Annotated in this window: 18 protein-coding genes; 11 read left to right on the top strand and 7 right to left on the bottom strand. The window is 58.5% G+C overall.

The features are described from left to right. Positions 1 to 173: 173 nt before the first annotated feature. Positions 174 to 1,079: a D-hexose-6-phosphate mutarotase gene (locus tag FEZ62_RS08290; protein WP_172927380.1), complete on the top strand. Its 906-nt coding sequence runs from the start codon at positions 174 to 176 to the stop codon at positions 1,077 to 1,079. Positions 1,080 to 1,081: 2 nt separating this feature from the next. Here the strand turns inward: FEZ62_RS08290 and FEZ62_RS08285 are convergent, their stop codons facing one another. After that, complete coding sequence (locus FEZ62_RS08285; protein WP_172927379.1) at positions 1,082 to 1,567, bottom strand: FAD/FMN-containing dehydrogenase; 486 nt, start codon at positions 1,565 to 1,567, stop codon at positions 1,082 to 1,084. Between the two features lie 139 nt (positions 1,568 to 1,706). Here FEZ62_RS08285 and FEZ62_RS08280 point away from each other — a divergent pair, with 139 nt between their 5' ends. After that, positions 1,707 to 2,990 carry a glycosyltransferase gene (locus FEZ62_RS08280; protein ID WP_172927378.1) on the top strand — a complete coding sequence of 428 codons (1,284 nt, stop codon included), beginning with the start codon at positions 1,707 to 1,709 and terminating at the stop codon, positions 2,988 to 2,990. A gap of 92 nt (positions 2,991 to 3,082) precedes the next feature. On the opposite strand, the gene FEZ62_RS08275 is transcribed toward FEZ62_RS08280, so the two are convergent. The 4 genes from FEZ62_RS08275 to purE all read right to left on the bottom strand — a co-directional run bounded on the left by FEZ62_RS08275 (position 3,083) and on the right by purE (position 5,744). Beyond that, positions 3,083 to 3,619 carry a DUF3299 domain-containing protein gene (locus FEZ62_RS08275; protein WP_172927377.1) on the bottom strand — a complete coding sequence of 179 codons (537 nt, stop codon included), beginning with the start codon at positions 3,617 to 3,619 and terminating at the stop codon, positions 3,083 to 3,085. 39 nt (positions 3,620 to 3,658) lie between these two features. Further along, positions 3,659 to 3,904, bottom strand: coding sequence for a GlsB/YeaQ/YmgE family stress response membrane protein (locus tag FEZ62_RS08270; protein WP_069899962.1), 246 nt, complete (start codon positions 3,902 to 3,904; stop codon positions 3,659 to 3,661). A 175-nt stretch (positions 3,905 to 4,079) separates the two neighbouring features. Continuing rightward, positions 4,080 to 5,165: a 5-(carboxyamino)imidazole ribonucleotide synthase gene (locus FEZ62_RS08265; protein WP_150547923.1), complete on the bottom strand. Its 1,086-nt coding sequence runs from the start codon at positions 5,163 to 5,165 to the stop codon at positions 4,080 to 4,082. 87 nt (positions 5,166 to 5,252) lie between these two features. Further along, positions 5,253 to 5,744 carry a 5-(carboxyamino)imidazole ribonucleotide mutase gene (purE, locus tag FEZ62_RS08260; RefSeq protein WP_069899964.1) on the bottom strand — a complete coding sequence of 164 codons (492 nt, stop codon included), beginning with the start codon at positions 5,742 to 5,744 and terminating at the stop codon, positions 5,253 to 5,255. A gap of 274 nt (positions 5,745 to 6,018) precedes the next feature. Between purE and adhP the strand changes: the two genes are divergently transcribed. The 5 genes from adhP to FEZ62_RS08235 all read left to right on the top strand — a co-directional run bounded on the left by adhP (position 6,019) and on the right by FEZ62_RS08235 (position 10,877). Beyond that, entirely contained in the window at positions 6,019 to 7,041 is a 1,023-nt protein-coding gene (adhP, locus tag FEZ62_RS08255) for an alcohol dehydrogenase AdhP (protein ID WP_172927376.1), read from the top strand. A gap of 157 nt (positions 7,042 to 7,198) precedes the next feature. After that, positions 7,199 to 8,188, top strand: coding sequence for an AraC family transcriptional regulator (locus FEZ62_RS08250; protein ID WP_172927375.1), 990 nt, complete (start codon positions 7,199 to 7,201; stop codon positions 8,186 to 8,188). A 143-nt stretch (positions 8,189 to 8,331) separates the two neighbouring features. After that, entirely contained in the window at positions 8,332 to 9,369 is a 1,038-nt protein-coding gene (locus FEZ62_RS08245; RefSeq protein ID WP_069899967.1) for a histone deacetylase family protein, read from the top strand. A gap of 61 nt (positions 9,370 to 9,430) precedes the next feature. Continuing rightward, positions 9,431 to 10,531 carry a polyamine ABC transporter substrate-binding protein gene (locus FEZ62_RS08240; protein ID WP_150547927.1) on the top strand — a complete coding sequence of 367 codons (1,101 nt, stop codon included), beginning with the start codon at positions 9,431 to 9,433 and terminating at the stop codon, positions 10,529 to 10,531. Positions 10,532 to 10,718: 187 nt separating this feature from the next. Continuing rightward, entirely contained in the window at positions 10,719 to 10,877 is a 159-nt protein-coding gene (locus FEZ62_RS08235; RefSeq protein WP_172927374.1) for a hypothetical protein, read from the top strand. A gap of 1,003 nt (positions 10,878 to 11,880) precedes the next feature. Here FEZ62_RS08235 and FEZ62_RS08230 read toward each other — a convergent pair. Then, entirely contained in the window at positions 11,881 to 12,786 is a 906-nt protein-coding gene (locus tag FEZ62_RS08230) for a LysR substrate-binding domain-containing protein (RefSeq protein ID WP_069899969.1), read from the bottom strand. Positions 12,787 to 13,003: 217 nt separating this feature from the next. Between FEZ62_RS08230 and FEZ62_RS08225 the strand changes: the two genes are divergently transcribed. Both FEZ62_RS08225 and FEZ62_RS08220 read left to right on the top strand, forming a co-directional pair. Next, positions 13,004 to 14,428, top strand: coding sequence for an aspartate ammonia-lyase (locus FEZ62_RS08225; protein ID WP_090512386.1), 1,425 nt, complete (start codon positions 13,004 to 13,006; stop codon positions 14,426 to 14,428). A gap of 341 nt (positions 14,429 to 14,769) precedes the next feature. Next, on the top strand, positions 14,770 to 16,038 hold the full coding sequence (locus FEZ62_RS08220) for a dicarboxylate/amino acid:cation symporter (RefSeq protein WP_172927373.1): 1,269 nt from the start codon (positions 14,770 to 14,772) through the stop codon (positions 16,036 to 16,038). Between the two features lie 11 nt (positions 16,039 to 16,049). Here FEZ62_RS08220 and FEZ62_RS08215 read toward each other — a convergent pair whose 3' ends face one another. Further along, entirely contained in the window at positions 16,050 to 16,862 is an 813-nt protein-coding gene (locus FEZ62_RS08215) for a helix-turn-helix transcriptional regulator (RefSeq protein ID WP_172927372.1), read from the bottom strand. A 157-nt stretch (positions 16,863 to 17,019) separates the two neighbouring features. Between FEZ62_RS08215 and FEZ62_RS08210 the strand changes: the two genes are divergently transcribed. Beyond that, positions 17,020 to 18,468, top strand: a complete 1,449-nt coding sequence (locus FEZ62_RS08210; RefSeq protein WP_172927371.1) for an alanine/glycine:cation symporter family protein — start codon at positions 17,020 to 17,022, stop codon at positions 18,466 to 18,468. 67 nt (positions 18,469 to 18,535) lie between these two features. Beyond that, a complete protein-coding gene (locus tag FEZ62_RS08205; RefSeq protein ID WP_172927370.1) occupies positions 18,536 to 19,528 on the top strand; it encodes an asparaginase in 993 nt (330 codons plus the stop codon). The last annotated feature ends 1 nt before the right edge of the window (position 19,529 follow it).

The raw sequence follows: 19,529 nt of genomic DNA, 5'->3' as shown, positions 1-19,529 counted from the left end.
AAAGCAGCTCAGTTACAGGCCACATCTGTGCCGCACCTCAGGTGCACTAACCCAACTCCACCAGTTCGGTGGCATTTGGCTAGAAGCAAAAGCGCTCATCAGTCGATGGGCGTTTTGCTTTTAGGGGGCGGCTGCGTTCCAATGGTCATCAATGCTTTTTCAGGAATACGCTCATGACGACATATAACGTTGAACGGCTCGAACTGGGCGGATTGAATTGCTGGCAGGTTCGCTACGGCGCTGCCGAGTTATTGGTGACTCAGCAAGGCGCGCAAATTCTCAGTTATCAGCGCGACGGTGAACCGCCAGTGATCTGGCTGAGTGATTTGGCTGAGCTGCAAGCCGGCAACAGTCCACGGGGCGGCGTACCGGTTTGCTGGCCGTGGTTTGGCGATTTGCAGCGCAATCCGGCGATCACTCAGGCCATGCACACCGATCCGCAGAATGCGCCATTTCATGGCCTGGTGCGGAACATCGACTGGCAGTTGGTCGACATCGCAAGCAGCGCGGCCGGGGTATCGCTGGAGTTCAGCCTCAACACCGCCGAGACGCCGCTGGAAGGCTGGCCGCATCAGGCTGATCTGCGCCTGCACATCCGGCTCGACGAGAAGCTGCATATCGACCTGCACTGCAAGAACATCGGCGACAGCCAGTTGAATATCAGCCAGGCGCTGCACAGCTACTTTGCAGTGAGCGATATTCGTCAGGTTGAAGTCGAAGGCCTCGCCGATTGCCGCTACATCGAAACGCTGGCGGATTGGGAGGTTCGCGAGCAGCGCGGCAACATCAAGTTCCACGGCGAAACCGACCGCATCTACCTCAACACGCCGAACGAGCTGAGCATTGTCGACAGCCATTGGCAGCGCCGGATTCGCATGAGCAGCAGCGGCACGCGCTCGGCGGTGGTGTGGAATCCTTGGGTCAAAAAGGCCCAGCAGCTCAGCGAGTTTGCCGACAACGCCTGGCTCGACATGCTCTGTATTGAGCACGCCAACGTGATGGACGACTTGGTGCAACTAAAGCCCGGGGCCGAGCACCATCTGGCGATCAGCCTGTGGAGCGAGGCGTATAGCGACTGATTTCAGTCGCCCGCCCCGCTGTCTTGCGGGGCGGCCTCTAATGCGCCGCGCAATGCAGCTGCATCGGTAAAGTTATGCAGTTCTTGCAGCTTGCCATCCTTGAGTTGCAACCACATCACGGTCGATTCCGCGACGTCATAGCGCGGCACCACCCGCGACTCGCGATCGAGCAGCACCCGATAGTTGTAATCGCGCATGGCAGGCACTGCGAACATCTTGGCAATCAAGCTGGGCATCTTGCTGATATCGGCGAGAAACACCGCGTTGCGCTGCTGCAAATAGCCTTTGGGCTGACCCTGCAACGCCGCTTCAAGCATTTCGGCGCCCTCCATGTCGCGAGCGACCAACAGCACCTGCAGTTGGTTATCCAATGTGTAGGGCTGCTCGAACTGGTCCAGCAAGGTCCAGGACTCCAGGCGCTCTCCTTTCTCCAGCGCCAGCGCCGCGCTCGATAGCAGGCATAACATCAACAGCATCAATGCTTTCATGACTCACTCCCGTTAACCAATTAGCCGCAGGCAGATTAAAGCACTGATTACGGCTTCCCGATGGGCCACAATGCCTGCCGGATATCCAAGCCAGCCTCTGTATAATCGCCGACCTCAGCTCCTTTTGATAAGCGCCCGCATGCACAAAATTCTGGTAATCGGTTACGTCTGGCCCGAGCCCCGCTCATCCGCGGCGGGTAGCCGCATGATCGAGTTGCTCGAACTGTTCCGAAAGCAGGGCTGGAGCGTGAGTTTTGCCAGTGCTGCGGCGTTATCAGAGCACCGTGCAGACCTCAGCTCACTGCAAATCCCGGAGCTGCAAATCGCCCTTAACTGCGACAGCTTCGATGCACTGGTGAGCGAGCTGCAGCCAGACATGGTGCTGTTCGACCGTTACTTCACCGAAGAACAATTCGCCTGGCGAGTGGAACGGGCCTGGCCGCAAGCCCTGCGCGTGCTCGATACCAGTGACCTGCACTGCCTGCGCGATGCCCGCCAGCATCTGCTGAAAACCGCCCAGCAAGCCTGCGACTCGGAAGCTGAACGCCATCAGGTGCCGGCAGTAACGGCCGACATGGACACGCTTTATCAGGTGATGGCCAGCCATGACATGGCCCAGCGCGAAATCGCCGCGATCTACCGCAGCGACCTGACGCTGATGATTTCTGATTTCGAGGTGCAACTGCTGCAACAGCGCTTTGGCGTGCCGCCAGCATTGCTCATGCACAACCCGTTAATGCTGATTCCGCCGGTGGTTGAGCCGTTACCTTTCGAGCAGCGCCAGCACTTCATCAGCATTGGCAACTTCCGCCATGCGCCCAACTGGGATTCGGTGTTATGGCTGAAGAACGTGTTGTGGCCACTGGTGCGCCAACGCCTGCCCAATGCGCAATTGCACGTTTATGGCGCTTATCCACCGCCGAAAGCCACCGCACTGCATAACCCCAAGCAGGGTTTTCTGGTACTGGGCTGGGCGGATGATGCACATGAAGTGATGACGCGCGCACGCGTGTGCCTCGCGCCGCTGCGTTTTGGCGCGGGCATCAAGGGCAAGCTGGCCGATGCAATGGCCTGCGGCACACCCAATGTCACCACGGCCATTGGCAGCGAAGGCATGCACGGTGAATTGGCCTGGGGCGGGGCAATCGTGGCGGATGCTGAGTCGTTTGCCGAGGCGGCTGTAGCGCTGCATGAAGACCCGACGTTGTGGCAGCAAGCTCAAGACAATGGCCGGGCCATTCTTGAGCAACGCTTTGCGCGTGAGCCGTTAGGAGATGAGTTGATTGCCAGGCTCCAGCTGCTATTTGAGCAGCGCGAACAGCACCGTGTGGATAACTTTACTGGCCGCATGCTGCGCCATCACACGCTCAAAAGCACTCAATACATGTCGCAATGGATAGCCGCCAAAACCGCGGCAAAGTAGGCGCTGCCAACGGCAGTGTTTGAGATCACGGCGCAATCAGAGAAGCCTGTACACCTGAACTGTGAATGCCGGCGAGCCCTGAATCAACAGCGTCAGAGGTCGTCTTCTTCCACCATGCGCACGCTGTCGGCGGTCATGGCGTATGCCGCGTTGGCGAGGTCGTTATTCACGGTTTCGATCTGCAACTTGCCGCTGATCCAGATTGGCGCGTAGATATCACTGAGTTCGATGCCCTGTGGATAACGCACCAGCACCAATTGATTGGGCGGTGGTGGCGGCACATGAATGCAGGCCCCCGGATAAGGCACGAGGAAGAACTCGGTACTGCGGCCCTGATTGTCGGTTTCGAGCGGCACGGGGTATCCGCCTAAACGCATGACCTTACCATCGAGGGCGGCCACGGTTTTAGCCGAGTACATCACGGCTGGCAGCTTTTTATCCTGCTGCTTGAGGCCGCCCGGCGAATAGAACGTGCCGTCTTGCTCTGGGGTGTCATGCGTGATTTCTGGCATGTCTTCCAGCGCCTGACGATCGTCCGGCGGCATCAACTCCAGCCAGTCCGTCTCGGGTAACTGCGCCATCGCAACACTACTGGCCAACAACAGCGAAGTTATCCACAGACGGCGCATCAACTCGAGTTTCCTTATGCAGTAGGCGGTTTCAGCCGATTATTTCTTCTTGATCATGCCGTAGATGAACAACAGGACCACAGCACCCACAACGGCACCGATAAACCCTGCGCCCTGCCCGGCCTGGTAGATGCCCAGCGCTTGACCGCCGTAGGTCGCTGCCACTGAACCGGCGATACCCAGAATGATGGTCATGATCCAGCCGAGGCTGTCATCGCCCGGCTTGAGGAAGCGTGCAAGCAGCCCAACAATGAGTCCGATGAAAATCGTGCCGATAATGCCCATAGCGTGCTCTCCGTGTAGATGGGGTCGTCCAATGCAGGCAGCTAACGGCCTTGCGCTGCGGCTCTGCGGTGTTGAACAGGAATTATTCTAGTTCAAACATGGCGACAGGCTATCAGATAGCCTACAACCGCAGAGGTTCAATGCGCGCCACGGAGAGAGGCGCGCATTGGGCGGATCAAACGGCTTTGATCAGGCTCTGGACCTGGCTGATCTTCTGATCGAGCGTGGCGCGGTCAGCACAACGCAACGTAGCGTGACCGACTTTGCGACCAACCTTGAATGCCTTGCCGTAGTGATGCAGATGGCAGTCATCAATAGCGGTCACTTTATCCACAGGCGGCACTTCACCGATGAAGTTGAGCATGGCGCTCTCGCCCACTTTGGCGGTTGAGCCCAGCGGCAGGCCGGCGATCGCACGCAGGTGGTTTTCGAACTGGCTGCACTCGGCGCCTTCGATGGTCCAGTGGCCAGAGTTGTGCACGCGCGGTGCAATCTCGTTGGCCTTGAGGCCGCCGTCGATTTCGAAGAACTCGAACGCCATCACACCGACATAATCCAGCTGCTTGAGCACACGGCCAACGTAATCTTCGGCGAGGCTTTGCAGGGGGTGATCGGTGCTGGCAATCGACAGCTCCAGAATCCCGCTGTTGTGCGTGTTGTGCACCAACGGATAGAAACGCGTTTCGCCGTCACGGCCACGCACAGCCACCAGCGAGACTTCACCGGTGAAGGGTACAAAGCCTTCCAGAATGCACGGCACGCTGCCCAACTCGGCAAATGCTCCGGTTACATCCTGCTCGCTGCGCAGCACTTTCTGGCCCTTGCCGTCGTAACCCAGCGTGCGGGTTTTCATCACGGCAGGCAGGCCGATGCTGGCAACGGCGGCGTCGAGATCGGCTTGCGACTGAATATCGGCGAACGCGGGGGTCGGAATGCCCAGATCCTTGAACATCGACTTTTCGAACCAGCGATCACGGGCAATGCGCAGGGCTTCGGCGCCTGGATATACGGGCACGAACTGCGAAAGAAAGGCAACGGTCTCGGCCGGCACGCTTTCGAATTCGAACGTGACCAGATCAACCTCGTCGGCCAGTTGGCGCAGGTGATCCTGATCCGCGTAATCCGCACGGATATGCTCGCCCAACGCTTGCGCGCAAGCATCCGGGGCCGGATCAAGGAAGGCGAAGTTCATGCCCAGCGGCGTGCCCGCCAGTGACAACATACGGCCCAACTGGCCGCCACCGATTACACCGATTTTCATTGCAAGGCCCCTTTTCGCAGGTGGCAGATCAACCAAAATTTTACCGCTACAACGCCATTGAAAACGGGCCGCGAGGGCCCGTTAAACTTATGCGTTGCGCGGGTCCGAGTTTGCCAGAACGGTCTCGGTTTGCTCTTCACGGAACGCTTTCAGCGCCGTGTGGAACTGCGGATGCTGGTGGCCGAGAATACTCGCCGCGAGCAATGCCGCGTTGACCGCACCGGCCTTGCCAATCGCCAGCGTCGCCACCGGAACACCGGCTGGCATCTGCACGATAGACAGCAGTGAGTCGACACCCGAAAGCATGGACGACTGCACCGGCACACCCAGAACCGGCAAGTGGGTCTTGGCGGCGCACATGCCCGGCAGGTGGGCTGCACCACCGGCACCGGCGATGATCACCTGAATGCCACGGCCTTCTGCCTCGTCAGCATATTGAAACAACAGATCCGGAGTGCGGTGGGCAGACACCACTTTAACTTCGTAAGGAATGCCCAGCTTGTCCAGCATCTCGGCGGTGTGGCTAAGGGTGGACCAATCGGACTTGGAGCCCATGATCACGCCAACCAGTGCGCTCATCGTCGTGCCTCTTCATTGTGCGCCCGCTGGCGCGTCTAAAACCAACAAGCCACGTGAGTCAAACTCGCGTGGCTTGTGAATAGTTCAGGCTGGGCTCTGCCAGCCAAAGGCCGCGCAGTATACCGCAAAGGTGATGGCAATGAGCAGTGCCACTGACCGTTTGTCCAGAGTCTGCGGGCCGCCAGTGCAAACTGACTAGATTATGTTCTGTGTCAATTGCTTGGCTTACCAGCGGAGCAAACTCCACCGATTACATTGTCATGGGAGTTTCAACATGCCACAGACCATGAAAGCAGCCGTGGTGCATACCTTCGGTGAGCCTTTACGCATTGAAGAAGTCAAAGTGCCGATGCCCGGGCCGGGCCAGATTCTGGTCAAGATCGAAGCCACCGGGGTTTGCCATACCGATTTGCACGCCGCCGAGGGTGACTGGCCCGTGAAGCCAAGCCTGCCGTTTATACCGGGTCACGAAGGCGTGGGTTATGTGGCTGCCGTGGGCAGTGGCGTCACCCGGGTGAAGGAAGGTGACCGCGTCGGCGTGCCCTGGCTATATACCGCCTGCGGTTGCTGTGAGCACTGCATTACTGGCTGGGAAACCCTCTGCGAAAGCCAAGAAAATACCGGTTACTCGGTAAACGGCAGCTACGCCGAATATGTACTGGCAGACCCTGACTACGTGGGGATTTTGCCGAAGAACATTGGCTTTGTAGAAATCGCGCCGATTCTCTGTGCGGGCGTGACTGTTTACAAAGGCCTGAAGATCACCGGCGCACGCCCTGGCCAGTGGGTCGCGATCTCCGGAATCGGCGGCTTGGGCCACGTTGCTGTGCAATACGCACGCGCCATGGGCCTGCATGTTGCGGCCATTGATGTCGACGACAGCAAACTCGACCTCGCGCGCAGGCTCGGTGCAGAACTCACCGTAAACGCACACAATGAAGACCCCGCAACAGTGATTCAGCGCGATATTGGCGGCGCTCACGGCGTACTGGTTACCGCCGTTTCGAACAGCGCGTTTGGTCAGGCCATTGGCGCAGCCCGGCGCGGCGGCACCGTCGCCTTGGTCGGCCTGCCGCCAGGTGATTTCCCTGCACCGATTTTCGATGTGGTGCTAAAAGCCATCAGCATTACCGGCTCCATTGTCGGCACCCGCGCAGATTTGCAGGAAGCCATGGAGTTCGCTGGAGAAGGCCTGGTCAAGGCAACGTGCACCACCGATAAACTGGACAACATCAACGTCATCCTCGACCAGATGCGCGCCGGCAAAATTGAAGGCCGCACAGTACTGGAGTTCTAAAACCGTGAGAAGAAATGCCTCGTCGCGCAGTTAGCACAAGCATTTCTTTTCGTCTCACCTGATTCACCCCTCTGCTCTGCTGTTGGCGGCCTGCACACGGGCGGCGGCATACATCTTGCTGTTTATTGGCCAATCTCAGCCATTGGATTCGGCAACGATGCACGCCCAAGTGACAACTCTGCACGTAGTGTCCATGACCCTCGAATATTTTGCCGACACGGCTGTGCCAGTCTCACGCCTGCTCGAGGCGAGCGGCATCCAGCCTGCCGATCTGAGTGGCAACAACAGCCGCATCACGCCCCATCAGGAACTTCAGGTGTGCGCCAACGGCCTGACCTTGCGAGAAGATCTCGGGCTCGAACTGGGCCAGCGCATGCACATCTCCGCTTACGGCATTCTCGGTTACGCCGCGCTATCAAGTGCCACTTTTGGTGACGCCTGGCGGCTGATGCTCGAGTATCCGGCGCTGCTCGGCACCTACTTCAAACTGGACTTGAACATTGAGGGTGAACTGGCCTGGGTCAGCGCCAGCAACTACCAGCAGCGCCCTGAGCTTGAAGTTTTCAATGTCGAGATGTGCCTCGCCTCACTGCGAACGGTTTGCGCCGACTTGCTCGGTCAAGTCCTGCCCTTGAGCGCCGCGCAATTTATGTACAGTGAGCCGACGTACTCAAACCGCTATGCCAACAGTTTTGATTGCCCGATCAGATTTGATGCGCCCAGCAATGCGTTCGCCTTCCCTGCCAGCTGGCTGACAAAACGCCTGCCGCTGGCGGACGCAATTACTCATCAAGATATGCTCATGTGCTGTCGCAAGCTCAACAGCGAACTGTCGGCCCGGCAGATATGGCTGGCACGCATTCGCGAACTACTCGCCGGACAACTGGCCGACTCGCCAGGCCTAGAACAACTGGCGCAGCAGATGCACTGCTCCCCACGCACCCTGCGCCGCCACTTGCAGGCGCTCGGCACGCATTATCAAGAGCTGCTGGATGACCTGCGCTTTGAGCGAGCTAAAGACCTACTCTGCCAGGAAGGCTGGCCGGTGGGTCGGATTGCTGAGGAACTGGGCTTTAGCGAAAGCGCCAGTTTCCGGCATGCCTTTCAGCGCTGGAGTGGCATCGCACCGAGCCATTTTCGCCCTTGATTCATTCACTCAAAAACAGCTGATGGACAAGCATGGCCGCAAAATTTGGCCAGATTTATCCCCTTTTGGCCATTATCGACGTTTTCGCAAACGCAACTTAGGCAAACAATGGGGCATAACAAGTACACACCGAGAGCCCAGCCATGCTGACCATCTACAGTGACGACCACCACTTGCATCACGGCAAATGCGAGTTGATCGACGGGCAATTGATGCCTTGTTTTGAGAAACCGCAGCGCGCCGACCATATCTTGCAGCGTGTGCAAAATCAGAACTTGGGTGAGGTACGCGGCCCGGAAGACTTCGGTCGCGAACCATTGCTGCGGATTCACACCCGCGAATATCTGGACTTCTTCGAAGGTGCCTGGTCACGTTGGGCGGCCCAAGGCGGCACCAGCGATTTAATGCCGTACACCTTCGCCGCGCGCAATCTGCGCCAGAAGCTGCCCAACCATTTGCACGGTGAGCTGGGCTATTACAGCTTCGATGGCGGCGCTCCAATTACTGCTGGCACTTGGCAAGCCGCGTACAGCGCCGCACAGGTCGCGCTGACCGCACAACGTGAAATCAGCAACGGCGCGCACACAGCATTTGCCCTGTGTCGTCCACCTGGCCACCACGCAGCCGGCGATGTAATGGGCGGCTATTGCTACCTCAACAACGCCGCCATCGCAGCGCAGGCGTTCCTCGATCAGGGCAGCAAGCGCGTGGCCATTCTCGATGTCGATTACCACCACGGTAACGGCACCCAGTCGATTTTCTACAACCGCAAAGATGTGCTGTTCACCTCGATCCACGGCGATCCGGCTGCAGAGTTTCCATTCTTTCTGGGCTATGCCGATGAGCCGGGTGAAGGCGAAGGTGAAGGCTACAACTTCAATTACCCACTCCCTGCCGGCAGCGGCTGGAGCGAGTGGAGCGCCGCGCTGGAACAAGCCTGCGCAGAGATCAGCCGCTACGACGCCGACGTGATCATCGTCTCGCTGGGCGTCGATACATTCAAAGAAGACCCAATTTCGCAGTTCAAGCTCGACAGCCCGGACTACTTAAAAATGGGCGAACGAATTGCGGCGCTCGGCAAACCGACTCTGTTTGTAATGGAAGGTGGTTACGCCGTCGAAGAAATCGGCATCAATGCCGTCAACGTACTCAAAGGTTTTGAAACAGTCTGCCGCCCCTAAAAGACCGCGAGTCCCGCTCAGGGATTCGCGGTTCTAATAAAACTAACAAGGACGCATCACTATGAAGAAGCTTTGCACTTTGATTGGCGCCGCAATTTGCGGCACCGCCATGCTGGCCAGCGCAGCCCATGCTGCGGAGCGCGAGTTACGGGTTTATAACTGGGCCGACTACATTCTGCCTTCAGTGCCCAAAGACTTCGCCAAGAAGTCCGGCATCAAGCTGACTTGGGACGTATTCGATACCAACGAATCGCTGGAAGCAAAATTGCTCGCCGGTAACTCGGGCTACGACTTGGTCGTGCCGAGCAACACCTTCCTCGACACCCAGATCAAGGCAGACGTGTTCCAGAAGCTCGACAAGAGCAAGCTGCCTAACTGGAAGAACCTCGACCCACAGCTGCTCAAGCTGATGTCGGCCAACGACCCGGGCAACGAACACGCCGTGCCTTACATGTACGGCACCGTGATCATCGGCTTCAACCCGGAAAAGGTCAAAGCGGTACTGGGTGACGATGCGCCGGTGGACAGCTGGGATCTGGTGTTCAAAGAGGAGAACATCAGCAAGCTCAAGCAGTGCGGCGTAGCGATGCTCGATTCGCCCGGCGATATCATGCCGATTGCCCTGCATTACCTTGGCCTGGACCCAAACAGCACCAAAACGGCCGATTATAAAAAGGCCACGGATCTGATGCTGAAGATCCGTCCGAACATCGCCTACTTCCACTCGGCCAAATACATGACCGACATCGCCAACGGCAACATCTGCGTTGCGGTCGGCTACTCGGGGAGCTTCTATCAATTCGCCAACCGCGCCAAGGAAGCCGGTAATGGCGTAGTAGTGGACTGGCGTTTGCCGAAGGAAGGCGCGCCGCTGTGGTTCGACTCGTTCGCCATTCCGAAAAGCGCCCAGAACGTTGCCGAAGCGCACGAGTTCCTCAACAACCTGCTCGACCCGGAAGTGATTGGCCCAACCAGTAACTTCCTCGGTTACCCGAACCCGAACAAGGCATCAATGCCGTTGATCAAGGCTGAAATCCGCGACAATCCGGGCCTGACGCCGACCGCCGAAGCGCAGAAAACCCTGTATGTGTTGCAGCCTCTGCCGCAGAAAGCTGAACGCGCCAGAACCCGCGCCTGGACCAAGATTAAATCGGGGACCTGAGTAGATACGGCTCAGCGCAATGACCAGCCGGAGGACGGAATCCGCATCGCGGCTTCCGTCATGGCGTTTTCGCGGGTCGATTTGGGAATGGTGGTGTTGCGCACATCGTCCGACGGATTGCGTTGCTACGCGCCGCTATCCATCCTCCGGGTGTTTGTGATTATCGGGGGCGTGACCGGGCGGCGTCATGGCGTTCTTACGAATCGACTCGGGATTGGTGGCGTGGCGCAAATTGCTCGACGGATTGCGTTGCTTTGCGACGCTATCCATCCTCCGGGTGTTGGTGATTATCGGGGGCGTGACCTGCGGAGGATGGAATCCGCGTCGCGGCTTCCGTCATGGCTGAATTCCCGCTGGCGCGGTCTGCTATTGATTGGTTCTTTTGATTTTTGAACGCTGGCGCTAAGCCTTAATTTGTATTGTTCTTGCGTCACCTTTTCGCCCTTACGGCGAGTTACTTTTCACAATCGATTGAAAAGTGACCAAAAGATCTTGCCCCTCCATTGGGCCTCGCCTTGCTCGGCTTCCCGCATTCCATCGTTGTTTCGTGGGCACGTCGCGATGGGCCGTCCTTGGCCCAACGCAACTCTCGCCGCATCCATGCGGCTCAACCCACTACGCAACGATTGCATTTGGCCGGCTGGAATGGGGCACTTTGCGGTGTTTGGGCTTTTGCTGATTGGCTTGGGGATGTTTGGTTTCGCTGCTTTATGGCGGATTTGGGTATCGACTCGGGATTGGTGGTGTTGCGCAAATTGTCTGACGGATTGCGTTGCTTCGCGCCGCTATCCATCCTCCGGGGGTTTGTGATTATCGGGGGCGTGGCCGGACGGCGTCTTGGTGTTCTTAGGGATCGACTCGGGATTGGTGGCGTGGCGCAAATCGTCTGACGGATTGCGTTGCTTCGCGCCGCTATCCATCCTCCGGGGGTTTGTGATTATCCGGGGGCGCGGCCGGGCGGCTTCATGGCGTTCTTACGGATCGACTCGGGAATGGTGGTGTTGCGCAAATTGCTCGACGGATTGCGTTGCTTTGCGCCGCTATCCATCCTCCGGGGTTTGTGATTATCGGGGGGCGTGGCCGGACGGCGTTGTGGCGTTCTCTCGGGTCGACTCGGGATTGGTGGCGTGGCGCAAATCGTCCGACGGATTGCGTTGCTGCGCGCCGCTATCCATCCTCCGGGGGTTTGTGATTATCTGGGGGTGGGCTGCGGAGGATGGAATCCGCGTCGCGGCTTCCGTCATGGCGGACTTTCTGGTGGGTGCGGTTTGCTTGTGATCGTAGTGCGGTTACGGAGCGCGGCGATTATGTTTCGGCGCCGTATGAGCCACTCCAAATACTCTTCTGCGTTAACGGCCGACTTCGCCTGTTTCGAGCTTGCGCCAGAGCAATCGTACGGCGGCTTTGCGGACTAACGCGCAGCGATACAGGCGGATTTCCAGCGGTGCTTGCCAGCTCTCGCCGCCGCATACCACCAGCTCTCCACGCGCCAGTTCGGCGGTGACGCTCAGGCGCGGCACCCACGCTACGCCCATACCTTGTAGCGCCATACTTTTCAGGCTGTCGGCCATCGCGGTTTCGTAAACGGTGACCGAACGCAGCGCACGTTGGCGCAACAGCAGATTTACCGAGCGGCCCAAAAATGCACCTGCGGTGTAGGCCAGCAGCGGCACGGTCTGGCCCGAGTCGAGATCGAACAGTGCTTGCCCCTGTTCATCCACGGCGCACACCGGCAGCATCTCGGTGCGGCCCATGTGCAGCGATGGAAATATTTCGGGGTCCATTTGCAGCGCTGCATCGGGGTCGTAATAGGCGAGGATCAAATCGCAGCTGCCTTCACGCAACGAGTGCACCGCCTCGCCGACGTTGGTTGCGACCAATCGGGTATTCAGCGGCAACCCTTCGCGGCGCAAGCGTGCAATCCATTCCGGAAAGAAGCCCAGCGTGAGCGAGTGCGCGGCGGATATCTGCAAGACCTCGCCTTGCTTGCCCTCAAGGTTATGCAGATGCCGGACGACTTCGCTGAGTTGCTCGACCATGCTCCGCGCCGTCACCAGAAACAGCTGCCCGGCCTCTGTCAGTTCGATCGGCGTACATGAACGATTGATCAGCGTCAGCCCGAGTACGGTTTCCAGGCTGCGAATGCGCCGACTGAAAGCCGGCTGGGTCACGAAGCGTTTTTCAGCTGCCCGTGAAAAGCTGCGCGTAGCGGCAAGCACCACAAAGTCTTCCAGCCACTTGCTCTCAAGGTTCATCTCAACTCCACCAATACGCCCTGCTGGCCATCAATCCGCGCGCCTCGATATTGCACTTCGGGCGCTCGCCTCACGTTCGCTTAACGCAAGTAGTCACACCCGCATTATGCCGATTGTGCATAGCATAGCGTTTAACAGCATTGGCCGCCAAACCGTCGAAACCCCTAATCTATAGGCATCGCGGCGCCTGCCGCTTCCATCAGAGACCTAGACGATCATGTCCGCTGCTGCATCATTCCGCGTAGAGAAAGACCTGCTTGGTACCCTTGAAGTACCTTCCGATGCTTACTTTGGTATCCAGACCCTGCGTGCTGTGCATAACTTCCGCCTGTCTGGCGTGCCGCTGTCCCACTACCCGAAACTGGTAGTGGCGCTGGCCATGGTCAAGCAAGCAGCAGCCGACGCCAACCGCGAACTGGGCCATCTGACACCCGCCAAGCACGACGCGATCAGCGAAGCCTGTGCACGGATTATTCGCGGCGATTTCCATGAAGAATTCGTCGTTGACATGATTCAGGGCGGCGCGGGCACCTCGACCAACATGAACGCCAACGAGGTGATCGCCAACATCGCCCTCGAGGCGATGGGCAAGCAGAAAGGTGAATACCAATTCCTGCACCCCAACAATGACGTGAACATGGCGCAGTCGACCAACGACGCCTACCCGACCGCAATCCGTCTGGGTCTGCTGCTGGGCCACGACACCTTGCTGGCCAGCCTCGACAGCCTGATTCAAGCATTCGCGACTAAAGGTGAAGAGTTCTCTCACGTACTGAAAATGGGCCGCACCCAGTTGCAGGACGCCGTGCCGATGACTCTCGGTCAGGAGTTCCGCGCGTTCGCCAACACCCTCAGCGAAGACCTCGCCCGTCTGCGCAGCCTGGCCCCTGAACTGCTCACCGAGATCAACCTCGGCGGCACCGCCATCGGCACCGGCATTAACGCCGACCCGGGTTATCAATTGCTTGCTGTACAGCGTCTGGCTGCCATCAGCGGCCAGCCATTGGTGCCCGCAGCCGACTTGATCGAGGCCACTTCCGACATGGGTGCGTTCGTGCTGTTCTCCGGCATGCTCAAGCGCACCGCGGTAAAACTGTCGAAGATCTGTAACGACCTGCGCCTGCTGTCGAGCGGCCCGCGTACCGGCATTAACGAAATCAACCTGCCGCCGCGTCAGCCCGGCAGCTCGATCATGCCCGGCAAGGTCAACCCGGTTATTCCGGAAGCCGTGAATCAGGTGGCTTTCGAGGTTATCGGTAACGACCTGGCGCTGACTCTGGCAGCGGAAGGCGGCCAACTGCAGCTGAACGTGATGGAGCCGCTGATCGCTTACAAGATTTTCGACTCGATCCGTCTGCTGCAACGCGCCATGGACATGCTGCGCGAACATTGCATCGTCGGCATCACCGCCAACGAAGCGCATTGCCGCCAGTTGATGGAGAACTCCATCGGCCTGATCACCGCACTCAACCCGTACATCGGTTACGAGAACGCCACCCGCATCGCCAAGTTGGCACTGGAAAGTGGCCGTGGCGTACTCGAGTTGGTACGCGAAGAAAAGCTGTTGGATGACGACACGCTCAGCGACATCCTACGCCCGGAAAACATGATTGCACCGCGCCTGGTTCCGCTTAAAGCCTAGCAATTGGCCATTAATCATTTCCGACGAAACACGCTCTAAAGTGCTCAATCAGGGGATTTGTGGGGGAGAAAACGCAGCGAACGCTCTGTAAACTGCGCGCCTTTCACTGCATCCCCTGATTGCTGCTACACGATGTGAAGCATCCTCTCTTTTCCTGCACAGTAGGTTTATCGCCTGCTGCGCTATGGTGTTAGTGCAGGCCTGGTCTCTCACAAGCGGCTTGATGGGGCTGAACGGTGCCGGCCTAAATCAACCAAACGCCTTTGCATTGCACGATAAAAGCACGCATTAAGGCCACCTAGATGGCCTGCTCAGCAACAGTTACCAAAAGGGTAAACCGCATGACTCAGAGTTCTTCGAAGACGACGCTGCTAGGCCGTTGGAAGCGTATGCCCCTGTGGCAGAAAATCATGATCGGGCTGGTGCTCGGGGTGATCACCGGCGCGATCTTCAAGCAGGACGCACTGATAATCGCACCGATCGGCACGCTGTTTCTCAATGCCATCAAGATGCTCATCGTACCGCTGGTTTTCGTCTCACTGGTCTCGGGCATCACCTCCATGCAAGACACCGCCAAACTCGGGCGGATCAGCATTAAAACCATCAGCATTTACATGGTGACCACCGCATTCGCGGTGAGTATCGGCCTGTTGTTCGGCGCGCTGTTTACCCCGGGCGAAGGCCTTAATATGGTGGCCAGCGGTACCGAAACGGCGAAAGAAGCGCCGTCACTGGTGAGCATTCTGGTCGGCCTGGTGCCGAGTAATCCGGTAACCGCGTTTGCTGAAGGCAACGTGTTGCAAATCATCGTGTTCGCCATCGCGATTGGCGTGAGCATGAACCTGGTCGGGGAAAAAGCGGCGCCGGTTGTAAAGCTGTTCGATGGCCTTGCCGAAACCTTCTACAAACTCACTGATCTGGTCATGAGCCTGGCGCCTTATGGTGTGTTCGCCCTAATCGCCGGTGTAGTCGGCAGCCACGGCGCCGAAGTGTTGCTGCCGCTGGCGCAAGTAATCGGGGTGATTTACCTCGCCAGTATCGCCCACGTAATTCTGGTGTACGGCGGCCTCATTGGCCTGCTCGCGCGCCTCAATCCTGCGCGTTTTTTCCGTGGCATTGCCCCGGCTCTGGCGGTGGCATTCAGTACGTCGAGCAGCTCCGGCACCCTGCCGGTATCGATTGAATGTGCGCGCAAAAATCTCGGCGTTTCCGAAGGCGTTGCAGGCTTCGTTCTGCCCGTTGGCGCGACCATCAACATGGACGGCACGGCGATTTATCAGGGCGTACTTGCGCTCTTTATCGCGCAGGCTTTCGGTGTTGATCTGGGCGCGGGCCAGTACATGATGATCATCCTCACCGCGACGCTGGCCTCGATTGGCACGGCAGGCGTACCCGGCGCAGGCTTGATCATGCTCGGTCTGGTGCTAACTGCCGCAGGCTTGCCGCTGGAAGGTGTGGCCCTGATTGCCGGCATCGACCGGATTCTCGACATGATGCGCACCGCGGTTAACGTTGCAGGCGACCTGATGACCACAACGCTGGTGGCCCGCAGCGAGAAAGAGCTGGATGACGCGATCTTCGACAGCCCCAACCACGACGGCAACGACTGATCACCTCGCGCCTATTCGATCTCGAATAGGCCATGCCGAATACGAGCGCCAGCCAAGCGTTGGCGCACGTCTTCATCGATACGCGGATCATCCGCCGCATAAAGCATCACTTGCCGGTAGGCATTGACGCGATTGATGTCACTGCCCAAAAACTCCCACACCACCCGCGTGCAAGCTGGCGTACGCCGATCGCCACTGGAAACCCCGGTCTTCATGCCGTTAAGGCGAGTGATGCGACTCTTGAAACTGGGAATCAGAATGGTCTGGCTCATCTCGTTGCCGGTCAGGCTTTCGTAGTCGATCAGAAACACCCGATCCTGCAAATAGAACGCTGCGCCCAGATAGCGACACCGCACCCAGTCTTCGGCACTGCCGCCCCGCGCCCGCTCCTGACGTTCCTGACGCTCGAATACAAAGCTGCCGCGCTCCTCACGCAAATGCACCAGCGAGAGCAGGATCTGCCCCGGCACCGACATGCAATTTGAATATTCGAAGTAGTAGCCGCAGTAGCGCGAAAGATCACTGGCGTGCTGATTGATCGACTCGAACAACTCCAGCAGCGGCGCCCCCGTAGATGCAGACGTCTGGCTGTTGCCACGCGCGCCTACCAGTCGGGCGAATTGATCCTCAGGCAGCGCCAGCTCGTAATCCTCAACCCCAAAGAAGTTGCAAATACGTTTGCGGTTATGCGCGGTCGGACGGCTCTGCCCCGCCAGATAGCGGTTGAACTGTGCCCGGTTGATCGCCAACTTGCGGCACACCTCGGCAATCGATCGGTAATGACTGCACAGCAGCTTGAGGTTGTTACCAAAGGTTTCGGACATGCGGGCCGCCAGAGTGATGCGAGTGACGCGATATTAGCATCAAATAGCATCACTTCACTGCAACCCGCGAAATTGTTTGCCGCTATCGCATCGTCAACCATTTAGCAGCGCCCGCAGAGGCCATCTCCTAACCAGAACAACAAGAGTGACCACGCCCATGCTCGACTTACTCAACGACCTCATCTGGAGCAAGCTGCTGATTGTGATGCTAATCGGCCTCGGCCTGTTCTTCACCATCGCCTCACGCTTTGTTCAATTTCGCTATTTCGGCAACATGTTCAGCATCTTCGCTGAAGCCTTCCAACGCCAACCTGGCCAACTCAGCTCGTTCCAGGCGCTGATGCTGTCGGTTGCAGGGCGTGTCGGCGCAGGCAACATTGCCGGTGTTTCGGTGGCCATTATTCTCGGCGGCCCGGGCGCTATTTTCTGGATGTGGGTTGTGGCGCTGGTCGGCATGGCCACCAGCTACTTCGAATGCTCGCTGGCTCAGCTGTACAAGCGCCGTGACGCAGACGGCAGCTACCGTGGCGGCCCGGCCTTTTACATTCAGCACGGCCTCAAGCAGCGCTGGTTGGGCATCGTGGTTTCGATTCTGCTGCTGATGACCTTCGGCTTCGGCTTCAACGCCGTGCAGTCGTACACCGTCGCCAGCTCGCTGCATGACACCTTCGGCGTACCGACCCAGATCAGCGGCGTGGTGCTGATGGCCGTTATCGGCCTGATTATCTTCGGCGGCATCAAGCGTATCGCCAAGTTTGCAGACATTCTGGTGCCGGTCATGGCGTTCTCCTACATCGCCATGGCGCTGTTCGTGATCGGCAGCAACATTGATCGCGTACCGGAAACCCTGACGCTGATTTTGCGCAGTGCATTTGGCCTTGAGCCCGCATTCGCCGGCGGCATCGGCGCTGCCATCATCATGGGCGTCAAGCGCGGTTTGTTCTCCAACGAAGCCGGTCTGGGCAGTGCGCCCAACGTTGCCGCTGTTGCCGAGGTCAAGCACCCGGTTGCGCAAGGCATCGTACAGTCGCTCAGCGTATTCATCGACACCATCATTCTGTGCAGCTGCACCGCGCTGATCATTCTGCTCTCCGGCGTTTATCAGCCAGGCAGCGAAATGGCCGGTGTATTGCTCACCCAAACCGCCGTTGCCAGCGTAGTCGGCGAGTGGGGCCGCGTGTTCATCAGCGTTGCATTGCTGCTGTTCGTGTTCACCACCTTGATCTACAACTACTACCTGGGCGAAAACGCGCTGGGCTTCTTCACCCAGAAGCGCTCACCGGTGGTGGTTTACCGCGTACTGGTTATCGGGCTGGTGTTCTGGGGTTCGGTACAAGACCTGGGCACCGTATTTGCTTTTGCAGACGTGACCATGGGCCTGCTCGCCATCTGCAACTTGATTGCCCTGGCATTACTGTTCAAGGTCGGCCTGCGCTTGATGCGTGACTACGACAAGCAAATCAAAGCTGGTGTAAAGTCTCCGGTATTCGACCCCAAAGGCTTTGCTGATCTGGACCTCGACCCAACTGTTTGGAGCGCGCCAGTCGCAGCCGAGCCAGCTCGCACTGATTCTGTAGTTGCCACCGAGCCTCTGCATCAGCGCTGAGTGAGTCGCCAACTCGCAAAAAAGGGGGCTTCGGCCCCCTTTTTTTAGCCTTCTTCTAGGAGCCAACATGTCTGCGTGTGAAAAACTCCTGCTGCTCTATACCGGCGGCACCATCGGTATGCAGCAAAGCGCCGACGGACTGGCGCCGGCCTCTGGGTTTGAGGCGCGCGTACGTGCCCAACAAGCACAGGCTGGCGATCTGCATCTTCCTGACTGGTGTTTCCGCGAACTGCTGCCGCCCATCGACAGCGCCAACATGAGCCAGAGCAACTGGCTGGCAATGGTCGACGCTATCCGCGCCGGCATTGAACAAGACGGCTGCGATGGCGTGCTGGTTCTGCAAGGCACCGACACCCTCGCCTACAGCGCCGCCGCATTGAGCTTTTTGCTGTTGGGCCTGCCGGTGCCGGTCGTGCTTACTGGCGCCATGTTACCGGCCGGCGCTGAAGGCAGCGACGCCTGGTCTAACCTGTTCGGCGCCATGCAGGCATTGCATCAAGGGACCGCGCAAGGCGTTCAGGTGTACTTCAATGGCACGCTGATGCACGGCGCCCGCGTCAGCAAATTGCAAAGCGATGCCTTCGACGCCTTTACCGTCTTGCCGCGCCAGCGCGTGGCTGAGCGCGCGACGCAACTGCCCGACGCGATCAACTATCGCGTACAGCGCCAGCCGGTGAATATTGCCGTGCTGCCGTTCTATCCAGGCATTCAGGCCAGCCATGTCAGCGCATTGCTCAACAGCGGAGTTCAGGCACTGCTGCTTGAATGCTACGGCAGCGGCACCGGCCCATCGGATAACGCTGAACTACTGGCCACGCTCAAAGCGGCTCACGAGCGCGGCGTGGTGCTTGCCGCTATCAGTCAGTGTCCGCAAGGGCATGTCGAATTTGGCGTGTATGCGGCGGGCAGCCAACTGCGCAACGCTGGCCTGATATCCGCGGGTGGCATGACTCGCGAAGCCGCCTTGGGCAAGTTATTCTGTTTGTTGGGCGCGGGCCTGCCACCTGCAGAAGTCGAGCACTGGTTTGCTCTGGACCTCTGCGGCGAACGCGCCGAATAAG

The sequence above is a fragment of the Pseudomonas sp. MS19 genome (assembly GCF_013277615.1).
Taxonomy (GTDB): Bacteria; Pseudomonadota; Gammaproteobacteria; order Pseudomonadales; family Pseudomonadaceae; genus Aquipseudomonas; species Aquipseudomonas marincola.
Note: the sequence above shows the minus strand (reverse complement) of the source record. Positions and strands in the feature narration are given on the sequence as shown.

Excerpts from the sequence above, each read along its gene's own strand:
- FEZ62_RS08285 (WP_172927379.1), bottom strand. The coding sequence starts at position 1,567 with ATGAAAGCATTGATGCTGTTGATGTTATGCCTGCTATCGAGCGCGGCG.
- FEZ62_RS08215 (WP_172927372.1), bottom strand. The coding sequence starts at position 16,862 with ATGTCCGAAACCTTTGGTAACAACCTCAAGCTGCTGTGCAGTCATTAC.
- FEZ62_RS08270 (WP_069899962.1), bottom strand. The coding sequence starts at position 3,904 with ATGGGCATTATCGGCACGATTTTCATCGGACTCATTGTTGGGCTGCTT.
- FEZ62_RS08245 (WP_069899967.1), top strand. The coding sequence starts at position 8,332 with ATGCTGACCATCTACAGTGACGACCACCACTTGCATCACGGCAAATGC.
- purE (WP_069899964.1), bottom strand. The coding sequence starts at position 5,744 with ATGAGCGCACTGGTTGGCGTGATCATGGGCTCCAAGTCCGATTGGTCC.
- adhP (WP_172927376.1), top strand. The coding sequence starts at position 6,019 with ATGCCACAGACCATGAAAGCAGCCGTGGTGCATACCTTCGGTGAGCCT.
- FEZ62_RS08250 (WP_172927375.1), top strand. The coding sequence starts at position 7,199 with ATGCACGCCCAAGTGACAACTCTGCACGTAGTGTCCATGACCCTCGAA.
- FEZ62_RS08240 (WP_150547927.1), top strand. The coding sequence starts at position 9,431 with ATGAAGAAGCTTTGCACTTTGATTGGCGCCGCAATTTGCGGCACCGCC.
- FEZ62_RS08210 (WP_172927371.1), top strand. The coding sequence starts at position 17,020 with ATGCTCGACTTACTCAACGACCTCATCTGGAGCAAGCTGCTGATTGTG.
- FEZ62_RS08265 (WP_150547923.1), bottom strand. The coding sequence starts at position 5,165 with ATGAAAATCGGTGTAATCGGTGGCGGCCAGTTGGGCCGTATGTTGTCA.
- FEZ62_RS08205 (WP_172927370.1), top strand. The coding sequence starts at position 18,536 with ATGTCTGCGTGTGAAAAACTCCTGCTGCTCTATACCGGCGGCACCATC.
- FEZ62_RS08235 (WP_172927374.1), top strand. The coding sequence starts at position 10,719 with ATGGCGTTCTTACGAATCGACTCGGGATTGGTGGCGTGGCGCAAATTG.
- FEZ62_RS08280 (WP_172927378.1), top strand. The coding sequence starts at position 1,707 with ATGCACAAAATTCTGGTAATCGGTTACGTCTGGCCCGAGCCCCGCTCA.
- FEZ62_RS08290 (WP_172927380.1), top strand. The coding sequence starts at position 174 with ATGACGACATATAACGTTGAACGGCTCGAACTGGGCGGATTGAATTGC.
- FEZ62_RS08225 (WP_090512386.1), top strand. The coding sequence starts at position 13,004 with ATGTCCGCTGCTGCATCATTCCGCGTAGAGAAAGACCTGCTTGGTACC.
- FEZ62_RS08220 (WP_172927373.1), top strand. The coding sequence starts at position 14,770 with ATGACTCAGAGTTCTTCGAAGACGACGCTGCTAGGCCGTTGGAAGCGT.
- FEZ62_RS08230 (WP_069899969.1), bottom strand. The coding sequence starts at position 12,786 with ATGAACCTTGAGAGCAAGTGGCTGGAAGACTTTGTGGTGCTTGCCGCT.
- FEZ62_RS08275 (WP_172927377.1), bottom strand. The coding sequence starts at position 3,619 with ATGCGCCGTCTGTGGATAACTTCGCTGTTGTTGGCCAGTAGTGTTGCG.